Annotated in this window: 10 protein-coding genes; 5 read left to right on the forward strand and 5 right to left on the reverse strand. The window is 59.7% G+C overall.

Translation table 11 applies throughout. The annotated features are described in order from the left end of the window. The first annotated feature begins 320 nt into the window (after positions 1–320). The 3 genes from D0Z67_RS14825 (at position 321) to D0Z67_RS14835 (ending at position 4,227) form a co-directional block, all read left to right on the forward strand. A complete protein-coding gene (locus D0Z67_RS14825; protein ID WP_031179036.1) occupies positions 321–704 on the forward strand; it encodes a hypothetical protein in 384 nt (127 codons plus the stop codon). A gap of 89 nt (positions 705–793) precedes the next feature. Further along, positions 794–2,251, forward strand: a complete 1,458-nt coding sequence (locus D0Z67_RS14830) for an ATP-binding protein (RefSeq protein ID WP_031179035.1) — start codon at positions 794–796, stop codon at positions 2,249–2,251. Then, complete coding sequence (locus D0Z67_RS14835; RefSeq protein ID WP_031179034.1) at positions 2,248–4,227, forward strand: Druantia anti-phage system protein DruA; 1,980 nt, start codon at positions 2,248–2,250, stop codon at positions 4,225–4,227. Before D0Z67_RS14830 ends, D0Z67_RS14835 begins: the two co-directional genes overlap by 4 nt. A gap of 146 nt (positions 4,228–4,373) precedes the next feature. On the opposite strand, the gene D0Z67_RS14840 is transcribed toward D0Z67_RS14835, so the two are convergent. The 5 genes from D0Z67_RS14840 to D0Z67_RS30170 all read right to left on the reverse strand — a co-directional run bounded on the left by D0Z67_RS14840 (position 4,374) and on the right by D0Z67_RS30170 (position 15,863). Continuing rightward, positions 4,374–5,399: a hypothetical protein gene (locus D0Z67_RS14840; RefSeq protein ID WP_244942367.1), complete on the reverse strand. Its 1,026-nt coding sequence runs from the start codon at positions 5,397–5,399 to the stop codon at positions 4,374–4,376. A 164-nt stretch (positions 5,400–5,563) separates the two neighbouring features. Next, a complete protein-coding gene (locus D0Z67_RS14845; RefSeq protein WP_031179033.1) occupies positions 5,564–6,130 on the reverse strand; it encodes a DUF4365 domain-containing protein in 567 nt (188 codons plus the stop codon). A gap of 333 nt (positions 6,131–6,463) precedes the next feature. Further along, positions 6,464–12,013: a DEAD/DEAH box helicase gene (locus tag D0Z67_RS14850; protein WP_031179032.1), complete on the reverse strand. Its 5,550-nt coding sequence runs from the start codon at positions 12,011–12,013 to the stop codon at positions 6,464–6,466. Then, a complete protein-coding gene (locus D0Z67_RS14855) occupies positions 12,010–13,089 on the reverse strand; it encodes a hypothetical protein (protein WP_158713879.1) in 1,080 nt (359 codons plus the stop codon). The genes D0Z67_RS14850 and D0Z67_RS14855 overlap by 4 nt, the downstream gene beginning before the upstream one ends. Positions 13,090–13,097: 8 nt before the next feature. After that, on the reverse strand, positions 13,098–15,863 hold the full coding sequence (locus D0Z67_RS30170; RefSeq protein WP_234312562.1) for a hypothetical protein: 2,766 nt from the start codon (positions 15,861–15,863) through the stop codon (positions 13,098–13,100). 607 nt (positions 15,864–16,470) lie between these two features. On the opposite strand from D0Z67_RS30170, the gene D0Z67_RS29925 reads away from it, so the two are divergent. Both D0Z67_RS29925 and D0Z67_RS14865 read left to right on the forward strand, forming a co-directional pair. Beyond that, on the forward strand, positions 16,471–16,611 hold the full coding sequence (locus D0Z67_RS29925; protein ID WP_158713878.1) for a hypothetical protein: 141 nt from the start codon (positions 16,471–16,473) through the stop codon (positions 16,609–16,611). A gap of 330 nt (positions 16,612–16,941) precedes the next feature. Continuing rightward, positions 16,942–17,394: a hypothetical protein gene (locus D0Z67_RS14865; RefSeq protein WP_031179030.1), complete on the forward strand. Its 453-nt coding sequence runs from the start codon at positions 16,942–16,944 to the stop codon at positions 17,392–17,394. Positions 17,395–17,818 lie beyond the last annotated feature (424 nt).

Here is a 17,818-nt window from a genome sequence, read left to right on the forward strand (position 1 = left end):
AGATCCGCGTTGCTAGTGCAGGCTCTGGCCGTAGTCAAAGGGTTACCGGGGGCGATCGGCGATCTCACCTTTACCTTGGACGACCCCGCCCCGCTCGACTTCGAACACCGTCACCGGCAGCTTCTGGCTCGTGAACACACGCGGAAGCTGGGTGACGTGGGTGAGCACGACGACCTGCCGGTGCTTGCCGAGTGCTGGTAGACCAGCGGACCGCCGTAAAACTCGAAATTAGGTCATGGAAGGCGCGCCGTAGCGGATCCGCGAGGCAGTAGCCAGCCGACCCGGCGTGTTCCCCCTTCTCCATCAGTCATGATGCTCACATGGCCGTCATCCAGTCATCAGCCGAGATCATGTCCCTGCTAGAGCCCCTCAAGGGGCAGAGGATCGCTGCGCTCCAGGTGCTTGGCGTCAACTCGCTGAAGACGTTCTCGCCGACTCCAGAGGCTCTGGTGGGGGAGGTTGTGGAAGCGGCGGATGTCGTCGAGCGCACTATCAACGTCGACACAGCAAACCATGTCATCTCGTTCGATCTGCAGCGCACCGGGCGGCTTGTCCTGCTTGAGTCCGCGGAGCCCTATCGGCTTGTTGCTGGGACCGCTCGTCCCACCGTCCGCCTGTTGATGGCTGACGGATCAGGCATGGATTTGACCGAACCAGCCAAGACTAAGCGGATCACGGTCACGCTCGTGGTCAAGCCCGCGTGACCCCTGCCGCACCGAAATGATCTACTTCCCAGGCCGCCTCGATGCAGCTACTCTCGATGCAGGATCTGAGCAAGTCATGGAGAGTGGCGATGGGCCAGCAGACGCACCGTAGGGACGACCTCCTGGTCTCCTCCAACTTCATTCGAGCCATCCGTGAGTCGGGCTACGTCAGCCTCTCGACCGCACTCGCAGAACTCATCGACAACTCGCTCCAAGCGGCAGCGACCGAGGTCGCCATCACGATCGTGCGGACCAAGGCTGGCGAGGATCCGGAGATCCATGTCGAGGACAACGGCGAAGGTATGTCGCGCTCCGAAATCGAGGCGTGTCTCCGCTTCGGCGGCTCGTCACGCTTCGACGAGCGGCAATCGTTCGGACGGTTTGGCATGGGGTTGCCCACTGCATCGCTCAGTCAGGCTCGACAGATCGAGGTAACCTCCTGGCAGAACGGTCGCGCCGCAAACCAGGTCTTCTTGGACGTCGAGACCGTCGCTACCGGAGTTCCAGTCGATCTTCGTGCCCGTCGGCAACCTGGCAACACTGTGGGCTCAGGGTGCCGAGTGGTTTGGCGAAACTGCGACCGTATCGAGTACCGGCGCCTCGCCTGGCTCGAGCGGGCCCTGCGTCGTGACCTTGGACGCCTGTATCGCCGCTTCCTGAGCAGTGGCGAACTTGTCTTGACCATTAACGGGAAGCGGGTCGATCCAGTCGATCCCATGCTCCTCACGGCGAAAGCCGAGGGCCGTAGTGCACGGCTGGCCTTCGAGCCGCTCCGCTACGAACTTGCTGCCTCGTCGGGCGAGACTGCCTTCGTCACAGTTCGGTTTGCGATGCTGCCGGTTCACCACTGGCATCACCTGGACAATGCGACCAAACGACGTATGGGCATCGTCGGCGGGGCTGGCGTCTCCATCCTGCGTGCCGGTCGCGAGATCGCGAGTGGCTGGCACCTCATGGGCGCGAAGCGCAAGGAGAACTACGATGACTGGTGGCGATGCGAGATCGACTTTGCTCCCGTCCTCGATGAGCACTTCGGCATCACTGTCAACAAGCAGGGCATCCGCCCCTCTCAGGAACTTCAGGAGGCCCTCGGGGCGGAGTTGGAGTCGATCGCCCGGCTGTTGAACGCGCGCGTGCGCCAGGCTTTCGAGGAGGTCAAATTCCAAGCGGCGACGGAGACGTCATGCCGTATAGCGGCGGCTGCGGACGTTGACCTGCCCGTCATACGGTCGGCTGGGAAGGGCTCGGGTGCACTGAGCTACCGGATCGGATCCGAGCAACTTCCGATTGAGACGATGTTCACCTCCGTCCTGAAGAAGCGCACACTCGACGTCACGCTGAACGTTGACCATCCAGCCTTCGTGGCGTTGTACCGACCCCTCCAGACGCTGGGTGACGAGGCAGGAAGAGAACTGCGCACTGCGCTCGAACTGTTCCTCCTGTCCTTCGCCCGCACCACAACCCTCCTGCTTCGCGACGGCCACAACTGCGACGACCTCCTGCGAGTATGGAGCAAAACCTACGGACGGATGCTCCAGAAGTCATGAAAGAAGAGGCCAAGCCCGTTACCCTCCGCCTCCCTGCCGACGCCTCTCGCCAAGAACAGCAAGGATTTGCCCGCCTTTGCACCCTGCTTGCGAGTGCCCCCGTCGGTTCCACAGGTGTGAACGGTCACGAGCACTGGATCCAGGCTGCCAAGATCAAAAAGCTGTACGAGCAGCCACTGCTCGCAGCAGCTGCACATACCGCCATCGACCTGGTGGATCAAGGTTGGACGATCCGGACCGACAAGTCTGGGTACACCTTCACCCCTCCGTTGGCAAGCGGTGACCGTGAGAGGGAGAAGGCCCGGGTTCGACGTCAAGAACATCTGCGTCGTGATGAGCAACTTAGGCAGAGCAGCGTTCGACGCTTCGTCGAGAACATGGAGCGTACGCATCAGCACGGCGACCGGTTGGTCTCCATCTTCAATTTGATGCGCGACGGCCGCGAACTGGCAGACGCGCTAGAGCGTGCCGGCGCGTCCACAGACATCATCAAGCCGTACGTTCAGATCGTCGACGCCTCGACCTGCGAGCTGACCGGTTTCAAGCTTCACGACATCTGGCGTTACTTCCGCCACACCTGGTCCAACGCCTACGCGACTGTCCCCGGCCGCTCGATGCCCATCTTGATCCGGGATGCAGCCACAGAGTTCCACACCGTGATTGGGCTAGCGGCGATCTCAAGCCCAGTCGTCCAGATCGCCGAGCGTGACCACTGGATGGGATGGGAAACCGATCAGTTTCTCGAACAAGTGAGAACTAACCCCACCGTTGACATCGCCTGCTGGTTGGCTCGTCGGATCAATAGTCAGCAAGAAGAGATCTATGTCGACGATCTCCTCAGGGACGGAATCCTTCAACCGACCGACCTGACGGCGCCCACTCCGGAGGTGATTGCCCGACTGCGTGATGACGCTGAACGGCACCGTCAGCGGCACCACCAAGCCAGCTCAATCCGTGAGGTCCGCAACATAGAGCGCAATGCATGGGTGGATCGAGCCACGACAGATCTGTTTCGGAGTAAGCGCTCATCGGCGCTCGCCGAGACCTTGGAGATCAGTACTGTGCTGGGAGTGTATCTCTCCCCGCCCACGGCTGAAGGACTCACCAAAGCCTTCTCTGATTCAAAGGCACGGACTCAGATGCGCCGCGTTGTGCGCCGTGCACGTGGAGAGCGGGTTGGCACCGTCATCGCCGACCTCACTGTCTGTGGTGCCGTGGCCCCCTATAGCGCGCTAACGGCGGGGAAGCTTGTGGGGGCGCTAGCCGTCTCGCCGCAGGTACTGACTGCTTACCGGAAGAAGTACGCACGTCCCAGCGAAATCGCCTCGGCAATGGCCGGCCGACCGATCCTGCGGGAGCCTCGCCTTTCCTTCATCGGAACCACGTCGCTCTACGGCACTGGTTCAAGCCAGTACAATCGGCTATTTTGGCCCGCTGATGTCATGGGGGGCAACAGCAATGTCCGGATGGGGTTCCACGAACTCGGACGGTCGCGCTCTTTCGGAACCTCACACTTCTCCAGTGAGACAGTCGATGCTCTGGTTCGGCTTTCGACGCTGCGTGGGTCGCTCGTACGGGTCAATAATCTGTTTGGTGAGGGTGTCAGCCCCCGTCTACGTAAGGTGCGGCTAGGCATCGCAGCTCTCGGGTGGCCCGCCAATGAACTCCTCAAGCACGGGCGTGAACGTATCCTCTACGGCGTTCCACTGGTCGCAAATCTGCGAGACTACTCACTCGGCATCGACGAGGAACCGGAGTACCTAATCAATCCCGAGCTGCCCGAAGCAGACACCAGGGTCGCCGAATGGTGGTTCGAGCGCTGGTGCCATCAGAGGGCGGCCCGCCAGGACGTCCTTGAGTCCATGCGTTCCCATCGGCTGGTCCGTCCGGTCCGGCACGGTGCCCGGGTACCGCTGCCCATCGGAGACGGAATGCAGGCGATTGACGAAGAAATGCTCCCAATTTTCACAACATGAAGAGCGTTTACTCGCCCGATCCACAGTAGTTCTTACGGCCAGTGTGGTCACCCCTGCCCTGGCTGGTACGGCTCTCGATGAACCTGGTCTCTTACAACGGCTTCTAAGCCGTTGTAATCACCTTGGTGGCCAGCATTGCTCCATTCTCAATTCTCGCTTGAGTCAGGTGTTTCCAAACCTGAAAGATGGCACAGGAATCTCGAATCGACCTCGATATGGCCTGTTAGACGCCAAGCGCGCCGCTCGTAAGACAGGTCTCCCGTCACAGTAAAAGGCAGTTGGCGCTCGTAGGCCATTATCGCCCAACCGTGGTCATCCCCTACAAGCGGAACATGGACTCGCAGAGTCTTTCCGTTCACCTCTGCCGCGACAATAGCCGTTGCTGTCTCTCCCTCGCCGGGAGTCGAGTCGTCCCGTGCGAGTGACTTAACAGGTCCAACCAGCGTTTCTCGTCGTACGGGCTCCTCCCTTCTCAGGAGCTGTTCTCGAACACGCGGGAGCTCAACAATCAAGTCTCGGTCCAGCATAATAGTTGCTAGACCTACATCCGGCTTACGTTCGGCTGCTGCCCATTCGAAGGACAAGTCCAGCGAACGAAGATGCTCTGGCTGCGACATTTCTTCGAGTGACTCCACGAGTCCAGCACTGAGGCCCACGCTGCTTGGAGATGAAAGGGATTTTTGGTCCCAAGATTGCGTCAGACGCTTTGTGGTCTCAATTCCCCTGGCTAGGGTCTCCATCACTTGCCGCGGGAAAGGCACAGTGCGTCGATCGCGGCCATCGATTGGTTCTGGGCTAACGTCCCCTAGACGGGATACTACGGTGAACACAAAGCTGCCGCGCTTCGTGTGTCCAAGCCTTATATCTTCATCCAAATATTCATTCACCATCGCCGGCCGACGCCCTCTATGCGGGTGATGAGGGTCGGCCGCTGTTGTTGCAGCTGCCTTCATTATCTTGAGGATAGCCTGCAGTGTCTTTTCGGCCTGTTGAAACGGAATCGTCCCGTCGAGCATCTCTTGATCGAGACGTACGAAGAACAGATCTGCGCGTGTCGCAATCACGCGTTCCAAAAGTTGTCCAGCGTCCCAGTCATGGATGTGTCCGAGGGATTCCAGTGCATCCACAAAGCGTGGAGTGAAGTCTACGAAGTCCGTGGCCAGTGGGATCATGACACGAGGTGCCGTAGGCAACGGGCTGGAACGATAGCGCCAGATCTCGCGGACTCTCGGCTGCTGCAGTTCCAGTTCCCAATCGTGAGAAGCCAGGAACTGGGAGACAGCAGAGGGCGTAAGCGTGGACGCAACCTCGCGGTAACTGTCAAGTGCAGATCGGGTCACCTCGAACCCCCCTCTAGATCGCCGATTGACTTCATGATGCCCAAAAGCTGCTCACCTGTGAACAGGTTCCGGCGTGGCAAGTGCACAGTGTGGTGATCCTTGATCGGACCGTCGTATCTCAGATTGTCCGCAGACTCCCAGAACATGCGGCTCCCCGTGAACAGGCCGTACTCATTAGCGCGAACCCATGGCTCTGGATCGCGCGGGATGAGGAGCACACCGAGATAGGCAGGAATATACCGCTTTCTGCGAGTCAGCTTCTGAAACGGCTTTGCTTTCATTTTCCAAGTCATGCTGTCATCTTTAAGCAGACTCTCCTGGTAAGTGCACTTCAGTTGAAGTTCGAACTGCGGGCCGTAGTAACCGCGATACTCCGTTGAGGATACGACCGTGATATCGACGCCCTCATAATCAGTCTCATGGGGCTTTATGGAACAGCCGGCCGCATAGGCAACCATTCGCGTAAATGACACGCTAAAGTGTTCCTGTAGTGCCGTAATCGGCACCTGCCCTTCTGCGAGGTCCTCTTCACCCAGCTTCCTTTCCATGCCATCTTCGGACATATTCTCTCTCCTGGAATCCCTTCATTAGCGGCAAGTCAAGTCGCGAGAACAATAGGGCGTCGAGCACGGCAACGTGTCCGGTCGTTTGGGCCCGTCTTCGGCTCACACTGAAACCTGCAGGTGACAGCGACGTGATGACGGCCTACATCACGATGTAGGCCGTCATCCCTTTGCGTGCTCTGCGTCACTTCATGCATGGCGAAATTCCCGGCCGGGCCGTAGCTGCTCCGCCCGGCATTCTCTGCACTATCTTTTCGGGGCCCCGTTTAGCGGGCAGTGGCGCAGGACCTTTTTGAGTACCATATGCTGACGTCATATCGGATCAGCTCGAGCTCACTGCAGAGCTTGCTGAACGAGTTGGGCCGCGAATGGCAGATTGCGAGAGATCACCAGGTCATCGATTAGACGGACTTGTACGTCACTCTCTTTGGCATCCTGCAGCCTGTCGGTCGGCGCCACGTCAGGGGTCAGCGGGCTATGGACACCAAAGATCCATTGCTGGTCTCCCCGCCTTGCAAGGATGGGAGCAACAACCGTGCCGACACCCTTAATATCGACCTCGATGTTTCTTTCGAATGAGACGCCGTCGACCTCTCGGCTGGTGAGGTCCTCGTAGAGTTTGTCAGCAGATCGCGCGAGCCGCTCTGCGTCCAGAGCCGGAGGCGTCTCGTCGATCAGGTAGCGCAGCAGGCCGGCTCCGACGCGACGATCAAGAAGGTTGTGCTCGAACCGATTGCGGAAGCTACGCAGGCAGCGGTAGCAAGACTCATCGCAGTTTGCTGGACAGGTTTCGAGGAGTTCCAGCGTCTGCTCAAAGATCTCAATACCGTAGTCATTGACCCGACGGGTGAAACCGGCGCCACCAGCGAGTGTGTCGTACAGGTAGATCTCAGCCTCAAGACCTTCGCCACCGCGGGGGGTGAGTGCTGGTCGATACTCCGCTTGCAGCTCTGCCGCCTCGATATCAAGCTTTCTGGTTGCGGCAATAGTTAGTGCCTCAGCGATTGTGCGCAGCGCGATGTGTGTAGACAGGTATGCCGGCATAAGCGTTAGGGGCGATTCCACCTTCAGGCGGACCAGGAGCACGTCAGAGATGAAGTCGGTTCCCAGAACTAGGCCGCGTGTCGAGCGAGCGCCGGGGCAATTTGGCTCCTTCTCGTCGGGGAATGGCTTCTTGTGCGTGCCGTGGACCACACCTGAGGAAGTTGCCGTCGGCTCGATGAGCCCGCAGCTTGTGCAGTAGGTGTACCCCTCATTGCGGGGGCCAGTGTTAGTCACGAGGAGCGTCTCGCGACGGTATGTCTGAGCTAGCCGCTCAGTGACTTGCTGCCAGGCATTCTCCTCGGTAGGCCCGGGGGCCATGAGCTTGGCGCGTGTGGCATAACTGCGCGCTGGGGCTTTGTCGGGACTGGTGCCGGGATCTTTCTTGACAGGGTGCGCAAATCCTGGAGGACGCATCCAGTTCTTTGCCTCGCCAAATGCCTCCTCGGTCCGACAGGCCGGACACGGGCGCGTTTCTCCGCGCTTGGCTTCCTGGTAGGAGAAGTGCTTGGCGTAATGACAGACCTGGCACTCGAAGTAGAGCAGCCTGTCCCGCCAGGCTTGGTAGCGGGTGTCCTGAACCGGTGCGTAAATAGCTCCAGAGGACCATTCTTTGCTATCGATCCATACTGCCTTTCCGGGGGCGTACTGGCTGAGTGCCACGGCAAGTCCCTGGCTGGGCGCATAGTGGAACTCAGGCCTGAACGGCGTCGATCGATGGATATCGAACACATAGAATGCGACGACATCTGTAGGGAAGGCGTAGCGAGGCAGTACTCCCTTGTACAGCAGTCGATCAAGCAGATTCTTCTGACCTCGCCGGGCGTCGGGCTCCTCCAGATCTTCAGTCAGCTCATCCCTATTTGCCTCTTCGCCCTCGGTTGGCGTATCCCTTTCGGAGGCAGTAACTGAGTTTCCACTGGAATCTAGGTCGAGAGCTTTGTCGATCTCGTGGAGAGTCCTTGTGGTGATTTCTGCTAGGAGGGACTGGCGGCTCTCCTTGCTTAGTTCGTCTGGGAGCCACGCCGCAACCTCTTCACGAAGGTGATCTTCGTTGGTTTTCAGCCACACCTCTAGGTCAGCTCGGTTCAGCGGAGAGGTTGATCCTGTGAAATCTCCAACTCTTCCGAGGACCTCGAAGAGCTGCGGTTGCTCGTCGGGCTCGATTGCAGGTAGGCGGTCCTGGTGGTAGCGCTGTAGCAGGTACGCGATGACATGACGCCGCGTGATTTCGTCGTTGTTCATCGTTAGTACTGGGTCATCGACTTCCCCGCGGATCATGAGATCTGGTTGGCGGAAGTAGTGGTCATCGTGGGTGTCGGCGCTGCCAAAAGCGAGGACTGTGGCGACGGCGTTGCCCCGACGCCCTGCTCGGCCTGCACGTTGCTGGTAGTTCGCGCGCGAAGGCGGCATATTGCGTAGCGCTACACCAGACAGATTGCCGATGTCGATGCCCACTTCCATAGTGGTCGTACAGGACAGAACATCGATGGCAGCGCGTTTCTGCTGATCTCCCGATCCAGGCAAGCCGAGGTCGACGTCCTGGAACAACAACTCGTGCTCTTCTGCTTTGGAGAAGACCGCATCTGACTGTGCCGCATTGAGCTGAGCCGTGTGCTCTGCAGCGATAATGCTCATTGGCAATTCGGGCGGGTTACGCAGAGCTCTAGCGGCGCTGGCGCGATAGTAGCCCATGCGAGCTTGGAAGACGGAGTCCGTTTCGGGATCGATTACACGAACTCGGGGGGCACAGCAGCTGACACACCGAGAAGTGCCGGGGAACGGCCTCTGAGTGAAGCGGCAGCGTTCGCAGTACCCCCAATCCTCCCTGAGATCCAAATAAATTTTCGACGCTGACAGTCGGTACTTTCCGCCTATGCCTTCGCAGAAGTGGCGAAGTAGTACGGGCAGCCAGTCATCGTTGAACTGCTTCTTCGAAGCTCTAGAATTAAGCCATCGTTCGAGTGGTTGGAATTTACCTGAATGAGGATGGACGCCGCCTTCCGTCATCCACCAGTCACCGTCGGTCATCGACGAAAACCAGATTCCACGATTCATCCATTGCATCAGCCACAACCGCACGAGGGCCAGCTTGGAATCATCGCTGGTGGCGATATTTTCGATGTTGGGAAGTGCTGCGAGAAGTTCTGCGGATTTGGCTGGCGGTTCACGGAGAGAGGCCAGTCCAAGAGGTGTCAATCCAAGATATTTATGTGTCAGTGCTGCGTACATCGTCCGCATCAGCGAGTGTGGTGGCGGATCGGTGATCGCGAACAATTCCATCAATTCGCCGAAGTTACCGTCGAGTGCGCCATTGTCGATTGCTTTTGTGACGTTCTCCAAAGCCTGCAGAGACTCAGTGGGGCGGAGTTCTGGGCGAAGCCTGACCGACAATTTTCGGGCTCCTACCATTGCCGCCAGGTAAAGTCGGTCCAAATTCAGTGCGCGATCAAACGGCGGCGTATCTAGTTCTTTCCATCCCCGCAAAATGAGAGGACGGATTACGTCACGCATTGAGTAATTCTGCAAGTGGGGTGCAAGCCGGGCGGCGACCTGTCGGGAATCGGAGAAGGCGAGCACTTTACGCCCACGCAACGGCGCGAAGTCGGTGGTCGGCTGCCTTCCTGGTGGTTGGACTTCGATCTGACGCGTCACCAAGGCCTGGAAAGGCTGGTCACCCTTGGTTTGGTGGTCTTGTACGGACGAACGGCCGAAGGTCGCGGACTTTCCGCAGACGCCGCAGGGATTGAATTCTCCGTTTGCCTCGGCTTCGTTGTCATCGTCGTCCTTGACTGACTCTCCGCTCCGGAACCGAGGGATGAAGACGCTGCGGATTCGAGAACCGAGCTTTTCCGGGTTGAGTCTGCCCGTGACCAGATCGATGTCGGCGGGTTCGACGTTGTCCTCGTATGGATCCTCGAGTAGCAGGTCGAGGGCATGGAGCTCCGGGATGGAACCGTATGCGGACTGGAAGGTTCCCCCTGGCTCGTGCCAGAGGTGTGCTGGGTCAGCGGGGTCATCGGTGTAAGCCCGCGCATAGGAGGAGCCGCAGTGACGGCATGTGTATAGTTCGAAGACTCTGGCGCCACAGTTACAGGTTGCTCTGGGCTGAGCATAGAGCTGACCCACCGGCCCCGGCTGTGGATAAGCTACTCGGTCGACTTCCGGGCAGTTGGTGTCGAGACAAGCCCAGAGCCCAGGCAGACCGCGGAAGAAAGCATGTACACGGCAGGGCAGCAGTCCCGCACCATCTGCCGACTTCCGTGCCGCGCTACCCAAGGCGACCAGCGCAGAAACGGCTCTGTCCGCGAGTTCTACCTGTGCCGTTGGGAAGATAAGCGTGCCCAACTCATTTACCGGCTGCGCCTGCTTCATCGTCTCATTGACCAGAAGGTTCATTGGACCGAAGGTGTTGAGCGCATCGTGCAGCAGTTCACCTACCGTTGCGCTCCCTGTCATCGTCACCGCACGGTAGTCCAGGAGACCTTGAACGGCGGCGATACGAGCTTCATCGCTGTCACCCTCATAGAAGTCTTTCAGAGGCACGGCGGCCAAAGCCTGAGCATCCTGCAGGCTTCCCGTACTGGCGGATTCCTGGAGGGAGAGTTTGCCCTCGACGCTCTTGAAGTCAGCTTCGGACTTGCCGCTCAACTGTGCGGCGAACTGACGTGCATACTCGGAGCTCTTGAAGCTGGCACTTGTGCAGATCACCTGGAGTCGCTCGGCAGGGACTCCAAGCCGTGCGCGTAGACGGCGCAACAGGAGTGCAACCTCGGCGCCGGCGGCACCGCGGTACATGTGAGCCTCATCAATGATCAGGAGGAACTTCTCATCGGGGTTGTTCGCCAACCAGGCTCGGGTGGCATCGAATACAGGACGCTCGAGCGGACGCATGAGCATGTATTCGAGCATCGAGTAGTTGGTGATCAGAACATCCGGAGGCTCCCCCAGCACTTCGTGACGCGTCAGAAGTTCTGGATCTTCGTGGCGCAGGACAGCGCGCACGAACTCACCAGCGTTATTCTTCCAACGAGTACCATGCTTGCCGTACCACGCCTTCAGATCTGGCTTAGCCGGCCACTTTCCGCGTGACTCCAATTCTTTGATGAGAGCTGCCGATTCTTCGTGCTTCGGCGATGAAGTGTCGTTCGCCAGATCGATCAGGTTGATGTAGAAGTCTTCGATAGAGCGAAGGCGCGTTTGATCCTTCTGGACCTTGCGCACGCCGGGATACAGCGTTCGGCTGGTGTAACGAGCAAAGCGTGCCGGGCGGCCGGCCCACGCGTTGAACTTGGCGGTGACGCGTGGATCGCTCAGCAGGAGGCGAAGCCGGCCCAACTGGTCGTTCACCAGCGCGTTCATCGGGTAAAGGATCAAAGACCGCACAGCCGGGGCCTTGAAGGACGTGGGTTTGTGCGAGGCCTCCATCACAAGCTTTGCCAGCATTGGCAGAAGGAACGACTCGGTCTTGCCTGAGCCCGTGCCGGTGGTGACGGCCAGGCTACGGCCGTCACGAGCAGTCCACTCCAGCGCCTCAGCCTGATGGGTGTAGGGCGGGTCGTACAGCAGAGGCTTCAAGTCGGCCGTAGCGGCCGACAGGCTTCCGAAGAGGTCTTGGACGGCTTCGTCAAGTTCAAGATCACCGAAGGTTCGGTTCGTCTGGTAGCGAGGGGTGCTCTCGATGTAGGGGGCTTGAAACAGCACGCCCTCCTGCTCGAGCAACTCGCGCCGCTGATCGAGCACTGTGGGATGCCCGACGTGATAGGTGGCCTCGATGTAGTCCCGAAGGGCCTCCTGAATCTTGCTGATCGTCCCCGCGATCGTTGGCGCTTCCACTGTCACGCCACCCCTCCCTCTTCGCTGACATGCATCCATAGCATGTCAGCGAAGAACACCGACAACTCACCGATCGCCGACATCGGTACGCGGTACGAGACCAAGGTCCCTCTTGCCCGTGAGACGGGGATCCCCACGAGTTCGAGGTAGCGCTGCGCCCACGCAGGTACAGGGCTGAACAGGTCTAGACGCAGATCGCCGACTGTTCCTGCAGCGAGGTGCACGTGCATGGCTTGCGGAGTGCCCGTCAGAGCATCGATTGCTGCCTGCGTGCGCCACGCCTCGTCGCAGCCAGTTGCAGCGAGGTCATCAACGGGCAGATCGACCAGTGCTCGAGGTACGCCACGCACTACGCGTACAAAGCACCACAAGTCGGCACCATACGCTTGCGGGCGCCGACCAACGAAGTCTCCCGAGTCTGTGATGTCGATCGGCCGCCAGCGACCTCGGTAGTAGAGAACTGACGTCTGAGGATCAATGATCTTCAGGCCATCGACTTGACCAGACTCTCCTGCCCCGTCCAAGCGCTGGCGCATCACATCAACGACTGTGGCCGCACGCTCCGCCCTAGGTCGCTTGAGCCAGTGGTCGCGGAGAATCGCCTGCAGGCCGGCGGCCTGCAGGCGATCGGGGGCGACCTTAGCGTCGAGTTCGAGACACCGGGCATGGCCCTCGTGATGCACCTCCGCACCTAGTGCCTCGTTGACAAGCGGTGCGCCGTTGGGCCGCACGCCGAGCAGGAGATACCGTCCGGGCGCCTTTGTCACATACGAGGGCGGTGCCAAGTAGATCTGCCGGCTCGTGCGATCGCCATGGTGAGGGAGCTCGATTAGGTCACCGATTGACACCAAGAGATCCAATTGTGCAGCGACATCGTGGCGGGTCATCAAGGATGACTCGGCCAACGGGCTGAGAGCTTCAAGTACTGCGTCTACCAGTCGACGCGGGCTTGCCGGACACAAGACAGAGGCAGCGCGGCGGAGCAAAGCGCAGAGCGCTTCTGAAGAGAACAAGTCAGTTGATGTCTCGTCCAGCCAAAGCGCGCGAACTGTTCGTTCTGCAACCATTTGATCGCTGAGCACGGTTATTTTCACTGGCTGTCCCTAATAGCCGACTGCTCTGGAGCGTCTCGAAGGTCTTCAGTGCCCAGTACCGCGAATCGAGCTGCACGAATGAGGACGGGGGAGCGCAGCACACACCTCAGCATCATGTCTCGTTCAGTCTCGTCCCAACCAGCCAAGGAGCCAGGCCTACTTGCTAGAAGCAAGAGGAACTCTGCCGCGGTGCGAGAGTTGCCGATACCGCTATCTGCCGCGATGACATCAATAGCGTCCCTGAACCCCTCCTGTAGTGCCAACGGTGAATCCAACCACTGCCAGAGGTGGCTGGCGATATACCGGGCCACTGCTCGCTGTGTCGGCGCCTCGCCTACAAGATTTCGCATTTCATCCAACATGCCTGGTGGTTTGCGGGTGGTGAGGCGAACCCGCTTGCGCTCCAGGTGAGCCCACCTGGCCCCAGCTACGAGGGACACAAGGGACGTTGTGACTGCGTCGAGAACCAACTGCTGCTGGCGATAGGAGAACGGGTCGGCCGACAGATCGGCATCGGCCCAGTGGTGGTGACCACAGATAAGTGTCCGCACTGCGGGCAGCGAATTGTCCTTGCAGCGGATGATCGGGTGGTCGCTCGGCCTCTGGCGTAGCCAGTTTGGATCAGGTGGCAGGATGATGGCGGCGGTCGAATTCCCAGCCGTGGCCCGGAGCATTCCGCCACTTGCTGGAGCGGTAATCGGTCTGTGCGCATACTGCTGCTCGCCCGCCAAGGGATCTTCCACGGAAAACAGGAGCACGTTAGTGTCATCGCCGTCTGTACGGTCAATCAGACGTGCTTCGTGCCCACTATTGTGCTGTTTGGTGAGAACCCAACGGAGTGGATGGAAACCTCGTTCGCAGACTAGAGATGCGAAGCCCACTCCGCTTCGGGAAACCGATAGTTCACAAGACTCTGCCGCGTTGTAGGCGCTGAGCAGCTTTCCTCTGCGAAATTCCTGAGTCGCCAGCCTTGTCCATGCATTGTCGCTAAAAGGGAGCGAGATTCCGTGACGCTGCCGCACTAGTTCCATCCCAGTGTCGTCACGTAGGACGATCGTGAGTTCAGCTTTCGTGCCAATAGGGCCGTTCACCGAGAGGCTTGCGCGGCCGTCCCAGATCTCGGGTAGCTTCGGGCGGGCTGGAGTGGCGAACAGGCGGATGCCTGCCCCGTCTGTTCCTTCTTCCAGGTTCGGATGGGGGTCGCGAATCGTGACAGCGAGTGAACCGTTCGCGAAAGGCGTCCCATTATCTGCGGTCAGCAGCGCGACATGCACCTCGTGTTCGCCTACGGGGAGGTCCTCCAGGCCGAATGTCAGCTGCTGGCTCCCCATGGGCCACTCCAGCAAAAAGGGAAGGCCGCTGTTTACCCTCACTGAGCATTTTTCCGTAGCCTGAGCGGACTTAACTGTGAGCATCACTGGATCGCCGGCCAGCCACTCGACAGAGCCTTCCCCGTCCCAATAAGCCGGAGTGAGGCCGACTGGCTGAATCGACACATCCGAGACCACTGACAAGCCAATTGTCGCGAGCTGGGCGACTTCTTCCTCGCTAATGACAGACGGCGTCTTCACATCGAAAGCATGCACTCCATCGGCGAGAATTGCTGCTTCAGTCACCCCAGTGGGCGTTGGGACGTTACTTCCCGCGCAGCCGACCAGGATATATTCTCGACCCGGCCGGACAAACTTTCCCTTAACCTCAGTAGCCAACCCTCCGGGCTGCTTGTGAAATACCCACCATGGGCCTCGAGTGATAGTGCAGCGCCTGGAGATTAGCTCGTTAACTTCCGCTGAACCCTGCTCCAGTTGAATGATGGGCATTTCCTGCTGGGGCCACGTAGACAGGGGCACTTTGCCCGGGTATAGAAGTGCTCCCCGGGGCAACGGCTGGCGGCGTCCTTCAATCCGTGGTCGCAGTTTTCGCAGTTCCTCGCCGACCTGATTATTCTCGGCTTGAAGAGTCGTGAGATCAGGTAGTTCCAGATGCGGACGCCATCCGCCAATTTCCTGCCGCAGGAGAAGCTTCGGATTTGTGACACTCGAGAGGAACTGTTCGCGCCGTGGGGGTCGTTGGGTCGCATTTGTTGGGAGGAAGCCCCGAGAGCGGATCGAACGCGCCGAGCGTTTAGCCTGCGCCAGCCAGGTTCGTGACTCATTTTCGTTAGTCAAATCGGCAGCCAAGCGGACGAGCGTTGACTGCAATAGATATGGCGATCCTTCGTCGTCGCCTGAGAGAAGAGCTGCAGCTATATGCCCGAGCAGGCTCTGATTGGAGCAGAGTTTTTGGAATCGATCACTGTATCCACCCGTGCGGGCGGCCAGATGGGCACCGAGCACATTTGGATCGTCAAGCATCGCTGACGTCAGTACCGCACGCGCCTCAAACAGTAGCTGAGCCATCTGCCGTTGCAGGTCGGCCGGCATAATGGCATGTGTGATCGGCCAGGCAATGATGTTGAAGTTTGCAGCGAAGGCGCCCTTAGGTTCGATCCCGCCGTACTCGGCCGCAAACTGCTTGAACCACTGCTTGATCAGTTTGCGCTTACTGTCAATCTTCCATTGCGGGCCATGATCCCAGCCCGGGGTCTTCTGGGAAAATAGTGGCCAGTACTCGTCTCCGGTATAGAGGTAACCGATCTCTGCGGCATGTATTACGAAAGGCAGCCATTGAGTGTGGTGGCGAACATCCAAACCCTCTGCGACGGCACCGCGGACTGCACTCGAAAGCAAGTCGAGGTCATCATCATTGAGATCGTGCTCCAAGGCGAAGACGGGGGCCGCCGGCCGCAGCGCTTGGCGATGCTCGTGAAGCGTCCGAAAGTGGCTATCGAGGTACTCGTGTAGGTGCTTGAGGACCTCTATCGAACCGCCAGGTGTCGTCCCTGTCACGACCGGTCTCCCCTCCCCTGGGTCCCGCCTTGAACACTAGAGACAGTCTGGGGCAAGCCAACGACACTCGTGACATCGGTGGGCGAGATCGACTTCTTGGATGGCAAATGCCAGACGGCCTTCTGTGCTGCCCCTGCCTGCCGTGACTGACCTGCTTGCATGCGTGATGCCGTCATAGTGGACCGCGGATGAGTCCATGCCGGTGGGGCAGTTGGCCAGCACGTCGCTGCGGTATGCATGCACTACTTCAGATGCGCCTGCGCCGGAGACTCCCCTCGCATGTACACGACCACGGAGCTCATCGCCAAGCTCGTCAGATGGCGAACGAGGCCAGGGACGACGTCAACCGCGGTGAGAAGTTCGAGGCACCGCTGGATCGGCGCGAGCTAGCGTTCCACGATGCTGTGGCTGGCCACGGTGCCGCGTGCTCGGTGATGGGCGACGAAGGGCTGGCAACATCGGCCGCTAGCTCGTCGCCGAGGTGTGCAGCAAGCTCAAGCCCGACTGGATCGCCTGCGAACCGGTCATCGCCCGCCTCCGTCGTGCCATCAAGCGTCTCGTGATTCAGCGCAACTCCCTGCCGGACCACGAAGTTGAGGTCATCAACCTGATACCGAAGTAGACGGAGGACCTAGCCAATGAGTGGTCCGGAACCGGTGTTCGGGAGGGCTGACGTCGCCCTCGGGGGCTTCGCGGGGTCATGTCCCACCTCGTGGTGGAGCGCCAGGACGCTACGACTTCGCAGTTCAAGGCTGCGATAGGCCCGACGCTGCGTCAGGTTGCTGTCGCTGGCAGCCATGGCGGCGCGGATGCCCGCACACCGGCCCGACCCGCGTCCCGAGAGCCCGAGCGGCTACGCCACCTGACGGGATGCCGCCTTGCAGGTTCGTGTACGAATCCATACGGTTTCAATCGTGCGACTTCGTACACGAAACTGAACCAGGAGCTTGCGATGGATCATGCGAATCTGCGCGCCGCTGTCGTCGCCGCGCTGGTTGACGTCGAATCCCTCAATGTCAAGCTCACGGGACTGCTCGCGGAGCTCGATGGCACCGACACTGCTATCGATCTTGGACGCCAGGGGCTGTGGACGAAGGCGCAGGTTGCCCTTCTGTGGGGCAAGGTGAACCACCTTCCCGGAGTTCGCGCGCTGTTCGAGGCAACCGCCGAGCGTCCTGACGAAAAGGTCACCTTCACGGAGGTTCTCGAGCGTTCTGGACTTCCCGGACGCCAGCAGAGCAACGAGCATGCAGCTCTGAGCCGGATCTCAGCGCAACTGTTCAAGGAGAAGCGCTGGCCCATCGAGAACACTCAAGGCGGCTCTAACAGTGTGACTGGCAAGGCCGAGATGCTCTATTGGATGGACGGCCGTGTTGCCGAATGGTGGCGGGAAGCCACACGGTGAGGGCCCTGGTTGCTAGTGGTACCTGACGGCGGCCGAGCCTCGGTGCAGCGGTCGCGGAGTGGTTCGTCCGCAGTATCTAGGTGGGTGAGTTCACCTGGGCTGTGGGAAATGATCACATTCATCGCGGGAATCGATCTTCGTCAACGCCGAGAGGTGCCTGACCAGAGCGTTTCGTCGGTGCCCCACCAGTCCCAAGTGGGCGGCATCGCTTAGATGCCGCCCACTTCGGCGTTTCCGGGGTCCGGGGTGGGCTTGGGCCTTGGGGTGGCGCTCTGTGAGGAAGGTCTCAGGGGTGTGCGGACCGCGCCGAGGGGTGGATGCGGCCGGCGAAGACGCCGTGGATGTCCGCAAGTGGTGAGTTGTCCACAGGGTCTGACGCGTTTCGGTCACCGCATGTACCTTCGGCACGAGTTGATGTTCGAGA

Source organism: Streptomyces seoulensis, from assembly GCF_004328625.1.
In the GTDB taxonomy this organism is placed as follows: Bacteria; Actinomycetota; Actinomycetes; order Streptomycetales; family Streptomycetaceae; genus Streptomyces; species Streptomyces seoulensis.

Bases quoted from the DNA above. Each gene is read 5' to 3' on its own strand.
- D0Z67_RS14825 (WP_031179036.1), top strand. From the start codon at position 321: ATGGCCGTCATCCAGTCATCAGCCGAGATCATGTCCCTGCTAGAGCCC.
- D0Z67_RS14830 (WP_031179035.1), top strand. From the start codon at position 794: ATGGGCCAGCAGACGCACCGTAGGGACGACCTCCTGGTCTCCTCCAAC.
- D0Z67_RS14835 (WP_031179034.1), top strand. From the start codon at position 2,248: ATGAAAGAAGAGGCCAAGCCCGTTACCCTCCGCCTCCCTGCCGACGCC.
- D0Z67_RS14840 (WP_244942367.1), bottom strand. From the start codon at position 5,399: ATGATCCCACTGGCCACGGACTTCGTAGACTTCACTCCACGCTTTGTG.
- D0Z67_RS14845 (WP_031179033.1), bottom strand. From the start codon at position 6,130: ATGTCCGAAGATGGCATGGAAAGGAAGCTGGGTGAAGAGGACCTCGCA.
- D0Z67_RS14865 (WP_031179030.1), top strand. From the start codon at position 16,942: ATGGATCATGCGAATCTGCGCGCCGCTGTCGTCGCCGCGCTGGTTGAC.